At 69.6% G+C, this 16,594-nt stretch carries 14 protein-coding genes; 3 read left to right on the top strand and 11 right to left on the bottom strand.

Annotated elements, in window-relative coordinates; genetic code table 11:
- Window positions 1-9: 9 nt before the first annotated feature.
- The 11 genes from C5E06_RS15225 to C5E06_RS15175 all read right to left on the bottom strand — a co-directional run bounded on the left by C5E06_RS15225 (window position 10) and on the right by C5E06_RS15175 (window position 12,490).
- Window positions 10-537: a hypothetical protein gene (locus C5E06_RS15225; protein WP_258067689.1), complete on the bottom strand. Its 528-nt coding sequence runs from the start codon at window positions 535-537 to the stop codon at window positions 10-12.
- Between the two features lie 21 nt (window positions 538-558).
- Window positions 559-1,545, bottom strand: a complete 987-nt coding sequence (locus C5E06_RS15220; RefSeq protein WP_104307473.1) for a CPBP family intramembrane glutamic endopeptidase — start codon at window positions 1,543-1,545, stop codon at window positions 559-561.
- Between the two features lie 152 nt (window positions 1,546-1,697).
- The gene (locus tag C5E06_RS15215) at window positions 1,698-2,741 is read right to left on the bottom strand and encodes a hemolysin family protein (protein WP_104243684.1); all 1,044 of its coding nucleotides are present in this window, start codon (window positions 2,739-2,741) and stop codon (window positions 1,698-1,700) included.
- Complete coding sequence (locus C5E06_RS15210; RefSeq protein WP_104307472.1) at window positions 2,734-4,113, bottom strand: hemolysin family protein; 1,380 nt, start codon at window positions 4,111-4,113, stop codon at window positions 2,734-2,736. The genes C5E06_RS15215 and C5E06_RS15210 overlap by 8 nt, the downstream gene beginning before the upstream one ends.
- Before the next feature lie 144 nt (window positions 4,114-4,257).
- Window positions 4,258-5,310, bottom strand: coding sequence for an aldo/keto reductase (locus C5E06_RS15205; protein ID WP_104307471.1), 1,053 nt, complete (start codon window positions 5,308-5,310; stop codon window positions 4,258-4,260).
- 77 nt (window positions 5,311-5,387) lie between these two features.
- Window positions 5,388-5,948: a histidine phosphatase family protein gene (locus C5E06_RS15200; RefSeq protein ID WP_104243678.1), complete on the bottom strand. Its 561-nt coding sequence runs from the start codon at window positions 5,946-5,948 to the stop codon at window positions 5,388-5,390.
- Window positions 5,945-7,048, bottom strand: coding sequence for an ABC transporter ATP-binding protein (locus C5E06_RS15195; RefSeq protein ID WP_104307470.1), 1,104 nt, complete (start codon window positions 7,046-7,048; stop codon window positions 5,945-5,947). The genes C5E06_RS15200 and C5E06_RS15195 overlap by 4 nt, the downstream gene beginning before the upstream one ends.
- Window positions 7,045-8,823 (bottom strand): iron ABC transporter permease, encoded by a 1,779-nt coding sequence (locus C5E06_RS15190; protein ID WP_104307469.1) that lies wholly within the window; start codon window positions 8,821-8,823, stop codon window positions 7,045-7,047. Before C5E06_RS15190 ends, C5E06_RS15195 begins: the two co-directional genes overlap by 4 nt.
- Window positions 8,820-9,986: an ABC transporter substrate-binding protein gene (locus C5E06_RS15185; RefSeq protein WP_104307468.1), complete on the bottom strand. Its 1,167-nt coding sequence runs from the start codon at window positions 9,984-9,986 to the stop codon at window positions 8,820-8,822. The genes C5E06_RS15190 and C5E06_RS15185 overlap by 4 nt, the downstream gene beginning before the upstream one ends.
- A 94-nt stretch (window positions 9,987-10,080) precedes the next feature.
- A complete protein-coding gene (locus C5E06_RS15180; RefSeq protein WP_181063002.1) occupies window positions 10,081-10,911 on the bottom strand; it encodes a MurR/RpiR family transcriptional regulator in 831 nt (276 codons plus the stop codon).
- 124 nt (window positions 10,912-11,035) lie between these two features.
- Window positions 11,036-12,490, bottom strand: coding sequence for an MFS transporter (locus C5E06_RS15175; protein WP_104307466.1), 1,455 nt, complete (start codon window positions 12,488-12,490; stop codon window positions 11,036-11,038).
- A gap of 314 nt (window positions 12,491-12,804) precedes the next feature.
- Here C5E06_RS15175 and C5E06_RS15170 point away from each other — a divergent pair, with 314 nt between their 5' ends.
- The 3 genes from C5E06_RS15170 (at window position 12,805) to C5E06_RS15160 (ending at window position 16,563) form a co-directional block, all read left to right on the top strand.
- Complete coding sequence (locus tag C5E06_RS15170) at window positions 12,805-13,668, top strand: hypothetical protein (RefSeq protein WP_146081400.1); 864 nt, start codon at window positions 12,805-12,807, stop codon at window positions 13,666-13,668.
- A 316-nt stretch (window positions 13,669-13,984) separates the two neighbouring features.
- Complete coding sequence (gene dnaK / locus C5E06_RS15165; RefSeq protein ID WP_104307464.1) at window positions 13,985-15,850, top strand: molecular chaperone DnaK; 1,866 nt, start codon at window positions 13,985-13,987, stop codon at window positions 15,848-15,850.
- A 2-nt stretch (window positions 15,851-15,852) separates the two neighbouring features.
- Window positions 15,853-16,563, top strand: a complete 711-nt coding sequence (locus tag C5E06_RS15160) for a nucleotide exchange factor GrpE (protein WP_104300062.1) — start codon at window positions 15,853-15,855, stop codon at window positions 16,561-16,563.
- Window positions 16,564-16,594: the final 31 nt, after the last annotated feature.

Here is a 16,594-nt window from a genome sequence, read left to right as displayed (position 1 = left end):
CGGCGTGGTTCAGCGCTGGCCCTGAGCGTCGCCGCGCCGGAACGGGGCGAGCAGCTCGCGTCGGTCGCGCCACGCGGCGGTCGACCAGAGCGCCAGCGCGATGAGCAGCACCTGGAACGGCAGGCGGATGAGCCGGGCCGCGTCGGTATCCAGGCCGAACGCATCCGTCCCCGTGACGTACTGGGAGATGTTCCCGGGGAAGACCGCCAGGAAGAACGCGGCGACGACGAAGCCGACGGCGACCCGCCAGCGGCCCGCCGCGATGAGCGCCAGCCCCAGCAGCACCTCGACGACGCCGGAGGCGAGCACGACGAAGTCCGCGTCGAGCGGCAGCCACGTCGGCACCTGCGCCTGAAACTCGGCGCGTGCGAACGACAGGTGCGCGGCCCCCGCCAACAGCAGGAATCCGCCGAGCACCACGCGCGCGATCGTCCGCGCCACCGAGGTCCGGGGCGTGCGCCCCGCGTGCGCCGTGCGCGCGTCCTGTGGCGCGCTGGAGCCGGCCGGTCGGTGGTCTGCTGGCGGTGAAGTCTGCATCCGCCAAGTCTGCGCCCTCCGCTACGGGTGCACCTGCGGGTTGCCTTGGTGCAGCTGCGGCGCCACCTGCGTCGGCGCGGGCTTGGACGGCGCGAACTGCTTCGTCGCGAGGAGCACGGCCACGAAGATGAGCGGCACGATCCATCCGGTCCAGCCGAGGATCGTGGCCTGCGTCGTGTCGACCCGCTCGCCGGCCGCGGCGAACAGCAGGTACGAGCCCGCTGCGGCGTTGAAGGCACCGTGTGCGAGCGCGGCCGGCCACACCGATTCCGAGCGGATGCGCAGCCACGCGAACACGGCCCCGACGAGGATGCACATCCCCGTCATCATGGTCAGCCCGAGCCATCCTGGCGCATCCACGTAGTTGTAGCCGAGGAGGATCAGCGGTGCGTGCCAGAGGCCCCAGATGACGCCCGAGATGAGCAGCGCGGGGACGGTGCCGAGCCTCAGGAGCTTCGGGAGCAGCCAGCCGCGCCACCCCAGTTCCTCGCCGAGGGCGGGGATGAGGTTGAGGAACGCGCCGACGGGGATGCTCACGAGCTGCAGCAGCACGAGCACGACAACCGGGAGGGGGAGCTCGAGGTTGCCGACGCCTTCGGCGGCGAGCTGCTCGTCCAGCATCGCCTGGAAGCCGGAGAAGTTCACGAGGTCCATGGAGTAGACGCCGAAGAGGACGCCGATGGGCAGGGCGGCGAAGATGAGGGCGACCGGGACGACGACGGCGAGCGCCAGGTACGCGATGAGTCTGCCCGCCGGCTTCAGCGGCACGAGGCCGAGCGCGCGCCACGGCCGTGCAGGGCGCTCGAAGGCGAACACCGTGACCAGGGCGGCGACTGCCGGGGTCAGCATCATGGCGATCGAGATGACGGGGAACCAGGGGTTGGCGAGCCCATCGCCGAGCCAGAGGGGAAGCGCGACCAGCCAGGAGAGGCCGAACGCCAACGCCAGGAAGACGCAGACGGAGAGCTTGTCACGGGTGGACGGGGTGGTCGGCGTTGTCGTCTGCACCGTTCCAGCCTGGCGTCACCGAACGCGTCCTGTCAAAGAAACGCGAGCAACGCGGCGAGAAGCGGCGGTGGATGCGGCAGCGGATGCGGAAAAGGGATGCTCCCGCCCGTTTCCGAGCGGGAGCATCCCTTCTGCGGGATCGAAGCGGCGGGCTACGCGGCCGCGGAGGTCGCGTTCACCTCGCCGACGAGCACCTCGAGGACGTCCTCGAGGAACAGGAGACCCGTCACCCTGCCGTCGGTGTCGAGCGCCTTGGCGACGTGCGCGCCGCGGTCGCGGAGCACCGCCATGGCGTCCTCGAGTTCCGCGTCGCGCGACACGGAGACGAGGCTCCGCAGTCGCTTCTGGGGGATGGGCGACGTGAAGGCGTCAGCACCCATGAGGTCCATGACGTCCTTCATGTGGATGTAGCTCGTCGGTTCTCCTCGCTCGTCGGTGACGACGTAGCGGGAGAAGCCGTGCTCGGCGACGGCCTTCTGCACGTCGATGGGGCGCGCGCCTGCCGGCAGGAGCACCATCTCGGCGATGGGCACATCCACGTCGCTGACCTTCTTCTCGGTGAACTCGAACGCGCCAGCGAGCGTGCCGGACGTGTCGCTCAGTGTTCCCTCTCGGGTCGACTGCTCGACGATTCCGGCCACCTCCTCGAGCGTGTACGTGCTCGTCGCCTCGTCCTTCGGCTCGACCTTGAAGAGGCGCAGCACGCCGTTCGCGATCGTGTTGAGGCTCCAGATGATCGGGTTGAAGATCTTGGAGACCACGACGAGCGGCGGGGCGAGAAGGAGCGACGCGCGGTCAGGCACCGAGAACGCGAGGTTCTTGGGGATCATCTCGCCGAACACGACGTGCAGGAACGTGACCAGCACGAGCGCGACCGCGAACGCGATCACGCTGATGGCCTCGGCCGACAGCGCGGTGAGCCCGAGCGGGATCTCGAGCAGGTGGTGGATGGCCGGCTCGGAGACGTTCAGGATGAGCAGCGAGCAGACGGTGATGCCCAGCTGGCTCGTCGCCAGCATGAGCGTCGCGTGCTCCATCGCCCACAGGGTGGTCTTCGCGGCGCGGCTGCCACGCTCGGCGAGGGGCTCGATCTGGGATCGCTTCGCCGAGATGACGGCGAACTCGGCGCCGACGAAGAAGGCGTTGCCGATGAGGAGGACGAACAGCCACAGGATTCCTGGCAGGTACTCACTCATTGGTCATCACCTCCTTGACTCGGTCGTGGGCTCTGTCGAACGCGAGCTCCTGGTTCGTCATGAGACTCTGGTCGCCGTCCGGTTCGTTGGGCAGGTACCGCACCCTTACGATGCGGGTGCCGTCGATGCGCTCGACGCGCAGCATGCCCGCCTCGATGGCGACCTCGTCGCCCAGCTCGGGGAGACGCTCGAGGGTGTCGGTGATGAATCCGCCGACGGTGTCGTAGTCGCCGTCCTCCGGCACCTCGATGGCGAGGCGGTCGAGGACTTCGTCCGGGCGCCAGGAGGCGTCGAACGTGACGGAGCGGCCGCGCCGGATGAACCCGGTCTGGTGTCGGTCGTGTTCGTCCTCGAGTTCCCCGACGATCTCCTCGACGAGGTCTTCGAGCGTGACGATGCCTGCGGTGCCGCCGTGCTCATCCACGACGACGGCGACCTGGTGGCGTTCGGCGCGCAGGAGGGTCAGCAGGGCGGATGCGCCCATCGACTCCGGCACGCGGAGCGCCTCGGTCTGGAGCTCGTCGGCGGTGACCTCGGTCTGGCGCTCCACGGCGACCGCGAACGCCTGCTTGGCGTGCACGAACCCCGTGATGTTGTCCGGGGTGCCGTCGACGACCGGGAACCGGGAGTAGCCGGTCTCGATGGCGAGGGCGATGATCGCCTGCGCCGTGTCGTCGACCTCCACGCTCGCCATGCGCACGCGGGGCGTCATGACGTCGGACGCGTCGTGCTCGGCGAACTTGAGGGTGCGCCGCAGCAGGGCCGCGTCGTCTTCCTCGAGCAGGCCGGAGAGCGCGGAGTGGCGGATGAGGTACGACAGCTCGTCGGCGCTTCTGGCACCGGAGAGCTCCTCCTTGGGCTCGATGCCCATGGAGCGGATGATGGCGTTCGCGGTGTTGTTCAGGAGCAGGATCACGGGCTTGAACACCGTCGTGAAGAGCGCCTGGAACGGAATGACGACCTTCGCGGTCGCCCTGGGGAGGGCGAGTGCGAAGTTCTTCGGGACGAGCTCGCCGATGATCATCGAGAACAGCGTCGCGAGGATGATGCCGACGATGGCTCCCGCGACGGGCACGAGGCCCGCGGGAACGCCGACTCCGGTGAGGGGTTCCTCGAGGAGGGAGCTGACGGCCGGCTCGAACGTGTATCCCGTGAGCAGGGTCGTGAGCGTGATCCCGAGCTGCGCGCTGGAGAGGTGCGTCGACGTGATCTTCAGGGCCTTGATGGTGGGCCCGAGTCGCTTCTCTCCGCGGCTTTGCCGTTTTTCGAGTTCGTTTCGGTCGAGGTTGACGAGCGCGAATTCACTCGCGACGAACAACCCGGTTCCTACTGTGAGAACGAGGCCGATGCCGAGCATCACCCATTCGTTCATGCGTGGTGCCTCCAGACTGTGGCGGCCGAGGGTTCGGCCGGAACGTCGAGAGGCTTGGGACTATGACTGGGAGGGTCTTCCATGAGGAGAGATTCTAGTTGCCCTTCGTTTGCCCGCAACTCGGGAAGCTGGGGATCCGCCTGGTCAGGATCGGGCGAGCTGGGCCTCTTCGCGGCCCTGGGAGGTCCAGGCGGGGTCGGCGGAGCGGTGGCCGACGACTCGGTCGGCGAGCGCGTCCAGCTGCTGCAGCTGCTCGACGTTCAGCTCGAGGCCGATGGCACGCAGGTTCTCGTCGATGCGCTGCGGGCTGCGGGTTCCGGGAATAGGGGAGACGCCCACGCCGAATTCCGCCGACTTCGCGTAGACCCAGGCGAGGGCGACCTCGGCGACCGAGACGTGGCGGTCGTGCACTTCGCTGAGCTGCTGGGCGACGGCGGCGACCTCGCCGGCAAGCGCGCGGTTCACAGGCAGGTTCTCGGGGAAGAAGCGGGGGAAGTTGGCGCGCACATTGGGGGAGACGGCGTCGAGCTCCGCCCACGAGTCGGTGAGCAGGCCGCGGCTGACGGGCGAGTAGGGCACGAACCCGGCTCCGACCTCGCGGATGGCGGGGATGACGTGCGCCTCCAGGTCGCGGCTGAAGATGCTGTACTCGCTCTGCACCGCGGCGATCGGGTGGATGGCGGCCGCGCGGATGATCTCGGCGCCCGTCGGCTCGCTCAGCCCGATGTGGCGGACCTTGCCTTCGGCGACGAGCTCGGAGACGAACCCGACCATGTCCTCGATCGGCACGTTCGGGTCGACGCGGTGCTGGTAGTAGAGGTCGATGTGGTCGGTGCCGAGGCGCGTGAGGGAGAGCTCGACCTGCTCGCGGACGTGCTCGCGGTCGCCGCGCACTCCGCGCTTGCCGACGCCGTCGCCCTTCGTGATGCCGAACTTCGTGGCGAGCTGGATGCGCTCCCGCTGCGCCGGGAAGATCTTCGCGATGGTGCGCTCGCTGCGGCCGTCGCCGTAGATGTTGGCGGTGTCGAGGAACGTGATGCCCGCATCCACCGAATGCTGCAGCGTGCGCAGCGCCTGCGCGTCGTCGATGGACCCGTAGGCATCGCTGAGGCTCATCGCGCCGTAGCCCTGCACGGTCGTCACGAGGCCGTCGCCGAGGAGTGTCGTGGGGAGCTGGCCTGCCGAGCTGTTCGTCATGGCGTCAAGTCTTGTGCTGACCACCGACATTTCGCCAGCGAGCCGCGCCCCGGGGGTAACACTCGGGGCGCGGCTCGCTACCTCGCCACGTTGAAGGCGACGAGCCGAGCCGAGCCGTCGTGCTGCACGTCGATCGCCGTGAGGCTCGGTGCGGCGACGGGCTCGATGAGGTCCGCGGTGAGTCCGATGTAGCGCGCGAGGACCGCGCGGATCGTGCCACCGTGGGTGACGACCAGCACGGGTCCTGGGCGCCTGGCGGCGTCGGCGACGGCGCCCTCGATGCGGGCTCGAAGCGCTGGCGCCGACTCTCCGCCGGGCGGCACGAGCCGCCCCGCACGCCACTCGGCGTAGTCCGGCCCGATCTCCGCCGGCACGCGCCCCTCCCATTCGCCGAGCGTCGCCTCCGCCCAGCGCTCGTCGATCGACGGCTCGAGATCGCTGAGCGCCGACGCTGTGGAGCGAGCACGGAGCAGCGGCGAGGCGACCACGCTGGAAGGGGCCCACACCGAGACGGCATCCCGCAGCGCCGCGGCATCCGACCGGCCCTTCGCGGTCAGGTCGATGTCGGTGCGCCCCTGCAGGCGGCGCTCGGCGGTCCACGAGGTCGCGCCGTGGCGAACCAGCAGCAGCGCGGTCATCGGGCCGCCCCCGCGAGCTCGGTCCCCGCCGCGTCCCCGGCGGCCGCGAGCCGCGAGCCGTCCGCCGAGAAGATCGCGTCCGGATGCTCCGGCGGCTGCAGGCGCGTCGCCTCGCCAGGCTGGTGGGCCCGGTCGGTGACGATCGAGAGGCGGTCTGCGCCCGCGAGGCCCGTCGTGATCCATCGTCCCGCGACCGGGGTCGACTCGAGTACCTCGAACTCGAGGAGCCCGCCGGCCCCGACCGAGATCGACTCCGGCGCGTACATGGCGTGCAGCGTCGTCCCGTCCGGGACGTCGGGCACCTCGGCGAGCGGTGCCACGCCTCGGAAGAGGCGCCCCCGCCCGACCTCCCCGCGGAGCATGACCTTCGCGGGGCTCCCTAGGAAGGAGGCGACGAACGCGGTCGCGGGTCGATCGAGCAGCTCCTGCGGCGTGCCGAACTGCTCGATCGCCCCGTCGCGCATCACCGCGATGTGGGTCGCCATGGCAAGCGCCTCCACCTGGTCGTGCGTGACGTACACGCTCGTCGCACCGCTCAGCCGGTGCACCTTCACGAGCTCGGCCCGCGTGTCGAGCCGCAGGCGCGCGTCCAGATTGGAGAGGGGCTCGTCGAAGAGGAGCACGCCGGGCTTCGGCGCGACGGTGCGGGCGATGGCGACGCGCTGCTGCTGGCCGCCGGAGAGCTCGGCGGGGAAGCGATCGGCGAGGCCGTCGAGCTCGAGCATGCCGAGTACCTCGGCGACTCGAGCGTCACGCTCGGCGGACCCCCAACCGGCGACCTTGAGCGGCCAGCCGATGTTGTCGCGCACGCGCATGTGCGGCCACAGCGCGTAGCTCTGGAACACCATGCCGAGCCCGCGCTTGCTCGCCGGCACGGACGCGCCCGTGTTGCCGTCGGCGACGACCCGGTCGCCGAAGCGGATGCGCCCCGCCGTCGGCTCCTCGAGCCCCGCGAGCATGCGCAGCGTCGTGGTCTTCCCGCATCCGGAGGGTCCGAGCAGCACGACGAAGGCGCCGTCCGGGATATCGAGATCGATGTCGCGCACCGCGCTCTGGCGGCCGAACGCCTTCGCGAGGCGGTCGAGGGTGATGGCGGTCACGTGGTGCTCCCGGCGTTTCGGTCGCCCTGCAGTCTGCGGGCGAGGAGGGTGGCGGCCACCGAGATGGCGGCGATGATGAGGGTGATGGCGTTGGCGTGCTGGGTGAACCCCTCGGAGGCGTACCGGAAGGTCATGGTCGAGAGCAGCGGGGTGGCTGGCGTGACGAGCAGCACGACAAGCGACAGGTCGCGCACCATGGTCACGAAGACGAGCACGCCTCCGCCCACCACGCCCCTGGCCGAGAGGGGCAGCAGGATGCGCGCCAGCCGTCGCGGTCCACGGGCCCCGGCGACGGTCGCTGCCTCCTCGAGCTCGCTCGAGACCTGGCCGAGTGCGGCCCGTGAGGTCTGGAACGCGAACGGGACGCTCGCCGCGACGCCGGCGAGGATCAGGATCCAGAAGGTGCCGTAGAGCGAGGGGAGCGGGCCGATCGGCGTTCCGAACTGCGCGATGAACGCGGCCCCGAACGCGACGCCTGGGATGAGGAAGGGCACGTACGACAGGAACGAGATCGTCCCGGACGTGACGCGCGCTCGCGGGAGGCGACGCAGCACGTAGGCGCCGAGCACGCCGAGGATGATCGCCCCGACCGCGACGGAGGCCCCGAGCGCGAGGGTGCCGCCGAGCGCGGTGATGACGGTCGGGTCGGTGAGGATGCCCCGCACACCCTGCGCGATGCCGGGGTCGGACCCGCCGGTCCAGAAGTGCAGCGTGAAGCCGCCGTCGACGCGCCCCGTGCGCCGCAGTACGGTGCTCACGGCGAGCACGATGCCGGGGACGATCGCCGTGACCAGCACCAGCGTGGATGCGGCGACGAGCAGCGGGATGCGCCAGACGCCGGTCCGCACGGCTCGGGCCCGCGTCGCCTTGCCGGTGAGCGTCGCGAACGAGCCGCGCCCCGTGGCCTTCGTGCCGAGGAAGAGCACGGCCGCCGCGATGACGACGAGGAGGATCGAGAGCACGTAGCCACGCTCGACGTCGCCCGTCGAGATGGACCCGTAGAGGCGGGTGCTCAGGGTCTGGAAGCGGACGGGCAGGCCGAGCAGGGCGGGCACGGCGAAGTTGCTGACCCCTTCGGCGAAGGCCAGCAGGAACCCGGAGAGGAGCGCGGGGGCGACCGAGGGCAGCGTCACGCGCAGGGCGATGCGCAGCCTGGAGGCCCCGGTCAGCTCGGCGGCCGCGAGCAGGTCCCCGCCGACGTTCGCGAGGGCTGCGGCGACGACGAGGAAGGACAGCGAGAAGTAGTGCGCGACGAGCGTGAGCGTGATCGGCACGGCTCCCCAGGACAGCGCATCCGGAACCGCGATGCCGAACGACTGGAGCAGGCCGGGGGAGCCGCCGATGCGGTCGTTGCGGAAGACCGTCTCCCAGGCGAGCGCGATGGCGAAGCTCGGCAGGGCGAAGGGCACGGCGGCGAGCGCGCCGATGATCTTCCGGCCGGGCACGTCGCTCATGACGACGACCCAGGCGAGGAACGCGCCGATCACGGTCGAGAGGAGCCCCGTTCCGAGGCCGACGAGCAGCGAGTTCCCGAGCGGCTGCCAGAAGAGGTTGCCCGCGATGCGCCCGACGAACACGTCGCCCCACGCGCCGGCACCCCGTTCGCCGACGGTTGCAGCGACGAGGCCGCCGAGGGGGAGCGCCACGAGGACCACGAGGATGGCGATGACGACCGCCGCGAGCACGCCGATGCGGCCTCGCGATGCGACCGTCCGCCAGCCGCGGCCCCGCGCAGGGGTGGGGCCGCGGCCGACGGACGTGGCGAGGAGCGTCACTGGATGCTGAGGAGGAAGTCGGCGATCTCGTCGCGGCGCTCGGCGGACGACTCCGGCTCGATGCGCCACGCGCCGAGCTCGTCGAGCGAGACGGCGTCGGCTGGCGCCACCACGTCGCTGCGCGTCGGGTAGTCGCCTGCGACGTAGAACGGCTCGAAGCCCTCTCCGCCCGTCTCGGTGTCATCGCCCATCATGTAGTCGATGAGGAGTCGCGCGGCTGCCGGGTTCTGGGCGTTCGCGGTGACGCCGAGCATCGCGGGGAACGCGATGCCGGGCGACGGGGCGACGTTCGCGGCCACCTGCAGCGCCCATCCCTCGTCCTCGTTGTCGCGGCGGTCGGAGTACGAGGTGAAGCCGACGGGAGGGTTCGCCTGGCCGGTGGCGCCGATCGCGGCGTTGACCGTGTCGGTGTCGTCGACGAGCACGACGTCGTTCGCGTAGAGCTCGGAGATGAACTGCAGGCCCGCGTCGTCCACGCCCTCGTCGAGCACGACCGGCGTGCCGAAGTGCTCCTCGTAGGCGGCGGCCATCTCGTCGGCGCGCAGCGACATCTCGGTCACGAGGTCGAGGTAGTCTCCGCGCACGTTCGGGTCGACCATGACGACCTTGCCCGCCCACGCCGGCTCGGTCAGCTCCCACAGGTTGTCGACCGGGGCGCCATCCGGATGCGCCTCCTCGTTGTACATGAGCACCTTCGTCGAGAGGCGGTTCGCGACGAGGGGCGCCTGGAACTCGGCGGGCAGCGACTCGGCGACGCGCGGCGGCACGTAGGGAGTCAGCACGCCGTCGGCGAGCAGCTCGGTGACGACGACCGGGGCGTCGCTCACGTAGGCGACATCCGCGGTCGTGCTGCCCGCGGTGTGCTCGCTCGCGAGTCGCTGGATGAGCTCGGTCGAGGAGAGGTCGCTCGAGACGACGTCGATGCCGGGGTAAGCGGCCTCGAAGCTCTCCTCGATGCTCGCGACGCGACTCGTGAAGGCGTACACGGAGACCGTGCCCTCCTCTTCGGCCATCGCGACGAGCTCGTCGTGGCTGAGGGAGTCCCAGTCGACTGCGGATGCCGCGTCGTCGCCGGTGGTCGGGGTGGTGGAGCATCCGGCGAGGAGCGCGAGGGCGGTGAGCGCCGCGGCGGACGTCACGAGAGGGCGGGCGGGGAAGCGCATGGGTGTTCCTTCGTTGTCTGTGGAGCGCAGAGCGGTGAGGGGTGGATGCGTCGAGGCGCATCCGGGTGCGAGGTGAAGCTGGTCGTGGTGCAGGTCAGGAGTCGAGGCGGTCGAGGAGCGTGCCGAGGCGGTCGAGGGAGCGCAGGGAGGGCTCGGCACGGCGGGCGATGGTGAGGATGAGTGCGTTGCTGATCGCCATCGGCACGGTCAGGGAGAGGTAGTCGTTGCTGCCGCCGCGGGGCGCGGCGATGATGGTCGACGGGCGCGGGGCGGGCCACACGACGGTGTCGGTGATGAGGGCGCTGTGCGCGCCCGCCTCCGCCGCCACGTCGAGCAGCGGCCCGAGCACGGCGGGTGCCCGGCGGAAGGCGAAGGCGAGGAGGAGGTCGCCCGCCGAGAGCCGCGCGATCCGCTCGGCGATGTCGCGGCGCGACCCCGTGAGCTGCACGGTGCGCATCCCGAACCGCTGCAGGCGGCGGCTCATGAGGTCGACGAGCACGGTCGCGTTGCCCTGCGCGAAGAGGTGCACCTCGCCGGCGCGCAGCACCTGCTCGGCGAGCGCATCCAGCTCGCCCTGCTGCACGTGTCGGGGGAGGTCGGAGAGCGCAGCGAGCTCGTCGTCGACGAATCCACCGAGCACGTCGCTCGCCTGATGCCGCTCGAGGCGACCCCTGATGCGCTGCGAGGGGCCGTCGCCGCCGTGGTAGTCGGCGCGCAGCGCATCCCGAAGCTGCGGGTAGCCCTCGAATCCGAGGCGCTGCGCGAGCCGGGTCGCCGCGGACTGGTGCAGCTGCAGCGGGCCGGTCAGCTCGGCCGCGCTCCAGAAGGTGGCCTCGAGCGGCTGCGACTGCAGGGCCGAGACGAGCCGACGGTCGGTCGGCGTGAGCAGGTGACCCTGCTGCTTGGCGAGGCTGATGATGAGCACGCGAGGAACGCTAAGTGCAAAAGAACTTGCAATGGGTGCAAGTCCTGCACGTTCACGTGCCGTTCATCGAGTGTCCGATTCGGCGTTCCCTGAGGCGCCGCCGGAGCGCCGCCGGAGTTCGCTGCTACGCGCTCGCCTGCTTCACCTTGCTCGGCACGGGCAGCATCATGAGGAAGCCGACGGCGAGCACGATGCCGATGCCGATGATGCCCATCTTCGGGTTGCCGGAGAGGAACACGAAGAGGCTGAACAGGGCGGGGGTGATGAAGCTCGCGACGCGGTTCGTGGTCGCGTAGAGGCCGAACAGCTCGCCCTCGCGCCCGGGAGGCGTCGCGCGGGACAGGTAGGAGCGACTCGCCGCCTGCGCGGGACCCACGAAGAGGCACAGGGCGAGGCCGAAGATCCAGAACACGGTCTGCTCGGACGGCAGGAAGAGGAGCACCACGGAGAACGCGGTGAGCGACACGAGCGACGCCATGATGACGAGCTTCGGGCCGAAGCGGTCGTCGAACCAGCCGGCCGCGAGCGTCCCGAGGCCGGCGACGAGGTTCGCGGCGACCGCGAAGTAGATGACCTCGCTCGGCGCGAAGCCGTACACCTGCGCCGCGAGGATCGCCCCGAACGCGAAGATCGCCTGCAGGCCGTCGCGGAAGACGGCGCTCGCGGCGAGGAACAGGAGCAGCTTCGGGTCGCTCTTCGCGAGCTTCCCGATCACGCGGAAGAGAACGCCGTAGGAGGCCAGGAAGCCCACCTTCGGGCGGTTCTCGTCCTTCGCGATCTCCGGCACCTTGAACATGACGGGGAGCGCGAAGACGACGTACCAGACGGCCGCGAGCACGATGGCGAAGCGGATGTCGAGCGCGCCCCCATCCACCCCGCTCGGCACCCCGAGCACCCCGTTCCTGCCCTCCGCGCCGAACGACTGGATGAACAGCACGAGCAGCAGCACGAGCAGCACGATGCTGCCCAGGTAGCCGAGGCCCCAGCCGATGCCAGAGATGCGGCCCACGTTCTTGGGCGTCGAGACCTGCGAGAGCATGGCGTTGTAGTTGACGCCGCTCAGCTCGGCGAAGATCGTGCCGACCGCGAGCAGCAGTGCGCCCCAGAAGAGGTACTCCTCGCCCGGCTGGATGAAGAACATGGCGAGCATGATGAGCACCGTGATGCCCGTGAAGATGCCGAGCCACAGCTTGCGCTTGCCGGAGCCGTCCGAGCGCTGGCCGAGGACCGGCGCGATGAGCGCGACGAGCAGTCCAGCGACGGTGCTCAGGTTCGCGATGACGTTCGTGGATGCGGCCTGAGCCGCCAGGTACTGCGGGTCGAGCGGGTTCGCGTCGCCCAGCGCCGCGACCTGCGGGTCGATGAAGAGGTCGCTCGCGAGGTAGGTCGCGAAGACGAACGTGACGACAACGGCCTGGAAGGCGGAATTGCCGACGTCCCACAGCGCCCAGGCGGTTGCACGCTTCTTGAGCTCCTTCGGCGTCACCGCCGCCCCGCCGTCGACGGTCTCGACCCGCCCGCTCGGGGTCGCATCGCTGGGGGAGGTGGCGCCGTCGTCGGCGCGGCCGGGGAGTGCCATGCGCGGAGTCTATGCGCGGGAGGCGGCGCGCAGGCGAACGCGCGGACGGTGGGGTCCGCGTGGACGTCGGCCCGGGCCGGCCCGGCCCGGCCCGGCCCGGCCCGGCCCGGCCCAGTCCGGTCCGGCCAACTTCCGTGATGGTTCGGGGCTGCCCGCCCGGATGGACGTCAGCCGGGCCGAAGCATCACGGAAGTTGGCCAGTGCAGTGCCTGCGTGCAGGCGCGCCGCCGGCGGAGTTCGCCCGGAGTTCGTCTGCAGTGAACCGGCCCGTGACCTGCGCGTGGCACCGTTGGGAGAAAGGGAGAGGTTGGCGCATGCGGATCACAACGAGAGTGTCGCTGGCCGCCGTCGTGCTCGTCCTGATCAGCATCGCGCTCGGTGCCGCGACGCTGTTCAGCTGGATGGTGAACGAGACCCACTTCGATCGCCCGACCGCGCAGTTCGACGAGTTCGCAGACCGCGTCGAAGCGCTGCCGGGCGTCAGCGACGTCCAGCACGAGCGCTGGGTCGAGGCGCCGCTCTTCGTCGACCCGATCTCGTGGGTCGGGGTGGACGTCGAACAGGAGCACCTGCCCGGCCTCCTGGCCGAGCTCTGCGCATCGGCCCATCCCGAGGCGATCAGCTGGTCGATCGACGTCGCGGCGGCCGCTGGGGGCGAAACGTCACTGCACAGCCAGACCGACTCATCGAGACGATCGCTGTCCGGAGGTGTCTGTCCGAGCTTCGGGTTCGACGCCGTGCCGCTTGTCGACGCGCTCGACGCAGTCGTGCCCGGCCTTGCCGTGCAGCCGTCGATCTGGGAGAACGGCCGCTTCGCCCTGGTGTCGATAGCGGAGGCGCCGAACGGGTACCTCCATCTCCTGCCGCTCGTCGAGAACACCGAGGCGCTGCTCGCCGCGGCGGGCCTGGAGCAAGACCAGGAGCTCGAGATCAACTCCACGACGCTCGGCGCCTCGATCCTTCCCGGTCAGCAGGAGCCCTACCTCGTGCTGCTCACCGAGCTCGCCGAGCGTCACGAGGTCAGCTTCTTCTGGGCAGACGGCGGCGGCACGCCCATCGACGGCGTCGAGCGCGTCAACATCACCGCACCCGCCTCGCAGCACTCGGCGATCGAGTCCGCGATCGGCGCATCCGGTCTGCACATCGCCGACTTCCCGGTGGAGTTCCAGGAGCCGTGAGGTGGCCGGCCGCCGAACCACGGCGGCACCTGCGCCCCACGTTCCGCGGTCGCGCAGACATCGTCCGCTGGCGCCGAGAGGTCTCGAACGCCTTCACGTTCGAACGGCTGGTCATCCGAGTCGCCTGACGGTGCTGGCCTGTGTGCACAGACTTGAGTCGTTCCCACTCAACTCTCAGCCGCCCAGCTTGACGCGTGCACCGTGCTGAGTAAACTTGAGCGCAGACGGCTCAGGTCTTCACGCCTCCGATTCGGAGCGCAGGACCCGGGCCGACGAAGACTCAGAACAGACAAGCACTACAAAAGGAGAACCACACATGTCACGTGCTGTTGGAATCGACCTCGGAACCACGAACTCCTGCGTCGCAGTCCTCGAAGGTGGCGAGCCGAAGGTCATCGCGAACGCCGAGGGCTTCCGCACCACCCCGTCGATCGTCGCATTCACGAAGGATGGCGACGTCCTCGTCGGCGAGACCGCCAAGCGCCAGGCCGTCACGAACGTCGACCGCACCATCGGATCCGTCAAGCGCCACATGGGCACTACCTGGACCCAGGCCATCGACGACAAGAAGTACACCGCGCAGGAGATCTCCGCGCGCATCCTCGGCAAGCTCAAGCGCGACGCTGAGCAGTACCTCGGCGACAAGGTGACCGACGCTGTCATCACCGTCCCCGCGTACTTCAACGACGCCGAGCGCCAGGCCACGAAGGAAGCCGGCGAGATCGCCGGCCTCAACGTGCTCCGCATCATCAACGAGCCCACCGCCGCCGCACTCGCGTACGGCCTCGACAAGGGCAAGGAAGACGAGCTCATCCTCGTCTTCGACCTCGGTGGCGGAACATTCGACGTCTCCCTCCTCGAGGTGGGCAAGGACGACGACTTCTCCACCATCCAGGTGCGCTCCACCGCAGGTGACAACCGCCTCGGCGGCGACGACTGGGACGACCGTCTCGTCAAGTACCTCATCACCGAGTTCAAGTCGCAGACCGGCGTCGACGTCGCGAACGACAAGATCGCGCTCCAGCGCCTCAAGGAAGCCGCTGAGCAGGCGAAGAAGGAGCTCTCCAGCTCCACCAGCGCCAGCATCCAGCTGCCCTACCTCTCCCTCACGGAGAACGGCCCCGCGAACCTCGACACGAGCATCACGCGTGCGAAGTTCGAGGACCTCACGAAGGACCTCCTCGAGCGCACCCGCAAGCCGTTCGAAGACGTCATCCGCGAAGCCGGCATCAAGGTCGACGAGATCGACCACGTCGTCCTCGTCGGTGGCTCCACCCGCATGCCCGCCGTCGCCGAGCTCGTCAAGAAGCTCAGCGGCAAGGAGGCCAACAAGGGTGTCAACCCGGATGAGGTCGTCGCAGTCGGCGCCGCACTCCAGGCTGGTGTGCTGAAGGGCGAGCGCAAGGACGTCCTCCTCATCGACGTCACGCCCCTCTCCCTCGGCATCGAGACCAAGGGCGGCATCATGACCAAGCTCATCGAGCGCAACACGGCCATCCCGACCAAGCGCAGCGAGACCTTCACGACGGCCGACGACAACCAGCCGTCCGTGCAGATCCAGGTCTTCCAGGGCGAGCGCGAGTTCACCCGCGACAACAAGAACCTCGGCACCTTCGAGCTCACCGGCATCGCACCGGCCCCCCGTGGCATGCCGCAGATCGAGGTCACGTTCGACATCGACGCCAACGGCATCGTGCACGTCTCCGCAAAGGACAAGGGCACGGGCAAGGAGCAGTCGATGACGATCACCGGCGGCTCCAGCCTCGGCAAGGAAGACATCGAGCGCATGGTCCGCGAGGCTGAAGAGCACGCGGAAGAAGACAAGAAGCGCCGCGAAGGCGCCGAGCAGCGCAACATCGCCGAGACCACGGTCTACCAGGTCGAGAAGGTGCTCACCGAGAACGACGACAAGCTCCCCGCCGACGTCAAGAACGAGGTCCAGGGCGATGTCGACGCGCTCAAGACGGCCCTCGCAGGCGACGACGACGCGGCCGTGAAGTCGGCGCTCGACAAGCTCAACACCAGCCAGACGAAGCTCGGCGAGGCTATCTACGCCGCAGCCCAGGCTGAGCAGGCAGCAGAGGCCCCCGCGGCCGACGCACCCGCCGGAGACCAGGCAGCCGACGATGACATCGTCGACGCCGAGGTCGTGGACGACGAGGACGACAAGGACAAGAAGTAACCATGGCTGAAGAGCGAAACGAGTCAGAAGCACGCGGCCCCGAGAACTCGGGAGAAGCAAACGAGCCGATCATCAACGACAAGCGTCGGATCGACCCGGAGACTGGCGAAGTTCGCGACCTCGGCACGGCTGCTGGGGCCGAGTCGGCGGAGTCCACACCGGACGACGCCGACCCGGCCGCCGGCCAGGCTGCTGAAGCCGCGGCTGAAGGCCTGAGCGTCGAGGATCTCGAGAAGCTCCTCAGCGGCGAAGGTGCAGAGGACGCGCCAACGGAAGGCACCCCCGGCGAGAGCGATCTCGCAGTGGAGCGCCTCCACGACCTGCAGCGCGTCCAGGCGGAGTACGCCAACTACCGCCGCCGCACCGACCGCGAGAAGGCCGAGGCCTACGACGCCACCAAGGCGGAAGTGCTCCGGTCCCTCCTCCCCGTCCTCGACGACCTCGACCGTGCCCAGAAGCACGGCGACCTCATCGAAGACACCCCGGTCGCCGTCATCGCGAACAAGCTGCGCACCGCAGTCGAGCGCCTCGGCCTCACCGCCTACGGTGAAGCCGGAGAGGCCTTCGACCCCCAGCGGTACGAGGCCATCGCACAGCTGCCGAACCCCGAGGTCACGAGCGACACGATCGCTGACGTCGTCGAACGCGGCTACACCATCGGCGAGCGCGTCGTCCGCGTCGCGAAGGCAGCCGTCTTCGTACCCGCTTCATAAGCACCGCGATCGGCGCATCCGCCCGATCGAA

It is taken from the genome of Pseudoclavibacter sp. RFBI5 (assembly GCF_002931395.1).
Taxonomy (GTDB): Bacteria; Actinomycetota; Actinomycetes; order Actinomycetales; family Microbacteriaceae; genus Pseudoclavibacter.
Note: the sequence above shows the minus strand (reverse complement) of the source record. Positions and strands in the feature narration are given on the sequence as shown.

Coding starts and splice junctions, on each gene's coding strand:
- C5E06_RS15215 (WP_104243684.1), bottom strand. CDS start 2,741: ATGAGTGAGTACCTGCCAGGAATCCTGTGGCTGTTCGTCCTCCTCATC.
- C5E06_RS15210 (WP_104307472.1), bottom strand. CDS start 4,113: ATGAACGAATGGGTGATGCTCGGCATCGGCCTCGTTCTCACAGTAGGA.
- C5E06_RS15225 (WP_258067689.1), bottom strand. CDS start 537: ATGCAGACTTCACCGCCAGCAGACCACCGACCGGCCGGCTCCAGCGCG.
- dnaK (WP_104307464.1), top strand. CDS start 13,985: ATGTCACGTGCTGTTGGAATCGACCTCGGAACCACGAACTCCTGCGTC.
- C5E06_RS15205 (WP_104307471.1), bottom strand. CDS start 5,310: ATGACGAACAGCTCGGCAGGCCAGCTCCCCACGACACTCCTCGGCGAC.
- C5E06_RS15185 (WP_104307468.1), bottom strand. CDS start 9,986: ATGCGCTTCCCCGCCCGCCCTCTCGTGACGTCCGCCGCGGCGCTCACC.
- C5E06_RS15175 (WP_104307466.1), bottom strand. CDS start 12,490: ATGGCACTCCCCGGCCGCGCCGACGACGGCGCCACCTCCCCCAGCGAT.
- C5E06_RS15170 (WP_146081400.1), top strand. CDS start 12,805: ATGCGGATCACAACGAGAGTGTCGCTGGCCGCCGTCGTGCTCGTCCTG.
- C5E06_RS15200 (WP_104243678.1), bottom strand. CDS start 5,948: ATGACCGCGCTGCTGCTGGTTCGCCACGGCGCGACCTCGTGGACCGCC.
- C5E06_RS15160 (WP_104300062.1), top strand. CDS start 15,853: ATGGCTGAAGAGCGAAACGAGTCAGAAGCACGCGGCCCCGAGAACTCG.